The sequence below is a fragment of the Lysinibacillus sp. NPDC093210 genome (genome assembly GCF_044753985.1).
GTDB lineage: Bacteria > Bacillota > Bacilli > Bacillales_A > Planococcaceae > Lysinibacillus.
Window position 1 is genome coordinate 1 of record NZ_JBIVOE010000024.1, and the last position, 1,357, is coordinate 1,357.

1 protein-coding gene is annotated in these 1,357 nt (G+C 37.7%); it reads left to right on the top strand.

Annotated features, from left to right (window positions below; translation table 11 throughout):
- Positions 1–1,320 (top strand): IS3 family transposase gene (locus ACIP9C_RS23090; RefSeq protein ID WP_401015201.1). Its coding sequence is split into 2 segments (ribosomal slippage), with 1,321 coding nucleotides annotated over them: positions 1–419 and positions 419–1,320; the frame shifts between segments, so codons are not numbered across the junction. This gene is flagged as partial in the annotation.
- Positions 1,321–1,357: the final 37 nt, after the last annotated feature.

Consider the following 1,357-nt stretch of genomic DNA (forward strand, 5'->3'; position numbering starts at 1 on the left):
AGCTTTACGATACTTAGAAGGCAAAGAAAGTTCACATGAAATTGCTAAATCGATTGGGACAGATAATAAGGCAATTCTTACTTGGGCTAAACAATATGAGCATAACGGTGTAGAAGCATTTATAAAATCGTATACAAACTATACAGCACAGTTTAAACTAGACGTACTAAACTTCATGATTGAACACGGTACGTCCTTACTTGAAACAGCGGCAATCTTCCATATAGCTGCCCCATCCACGATTCTGAAGTGGAGAAAACAATTCGAAACAAAAGGATTTGATGCCCTTCAATCAAAGAAAAAGGGGCGTCCATCCATGAAAAAAGAAACGAATAAACAATCAAAACAAGCACCGGTAGAAGGCTCACCTGAAGCACTTCAAGCAGAAATCGACCGTCTACGCATGGAAAACGAGTATTTAAAAAAGTTGAACGCCTTAGTTCAAGCCAAGGAAACATCACCAAAGAAGACAAAGTAAAGATCATCTATGAATTAAGGCATAAATACTCGGTGAAGGCACTTGTTACATTCGCACAGATTCCACGTAGTACGTATTATGACTTAGTGAAGAAACTGAATCGTCCAGATCCAGATACCGACTTAAAGGCCGAAATTCAATCCATCTATAACGAACATGAAGGCCGTTACGGATACCGTCGCATTCGTGATGAACTCGCAAATCGTGGACGAAGAGTGAATCATAAGAAGGTACAACGTATCATGAAAACACTTAATTTAAAGTGCGTAGTCAGAATGAAAAAGTATAAATCATATAAAGGGACAGTCGGTAAAATCGCACCGAATATTTTAGACCGCAATTTTACAGCTGAAGCCCCTAATGAAAAGTGGGTAACAGATATTTCAGAGTTTAAATTGTTCGCTGAAAAACTCTATTTATCTCCTGTTCTAGACTTATTTAACGGAGAAATTATTACTTACACAATTGGTCATCGACCAACGTATTCACTTGTTTCAGAAATGTTGGAGAAAGCATTAGAAAAGTTACCAGAGAAAGGCCAATTACTGATGCATTCCGACCAAGGCTGGCATTATCAAATGAAGCAATACCGTCACGCACTTGAATCAAGAGGCATTGTGCAAAGTATGTCACGTAAAGGCAACTGTTATGATAACTCGGTGATGGAGAATTTCTTTGGGATTTTGAAATCTGAATTTCTTTATTTAAAGGAGTTCGAAAGTGTTGAGCATTTTAAATTGGAACTTGAAAACTATATAACGTATTACAACACGAAACGAATTAAGGCAAAATTAAAACTGAGTCCGGTACAATACCGAACTCAGTTTACCCAAGCTGCCTAAATGAAATAACCGTGTCTAACTTTTAGGGGTCACTTCA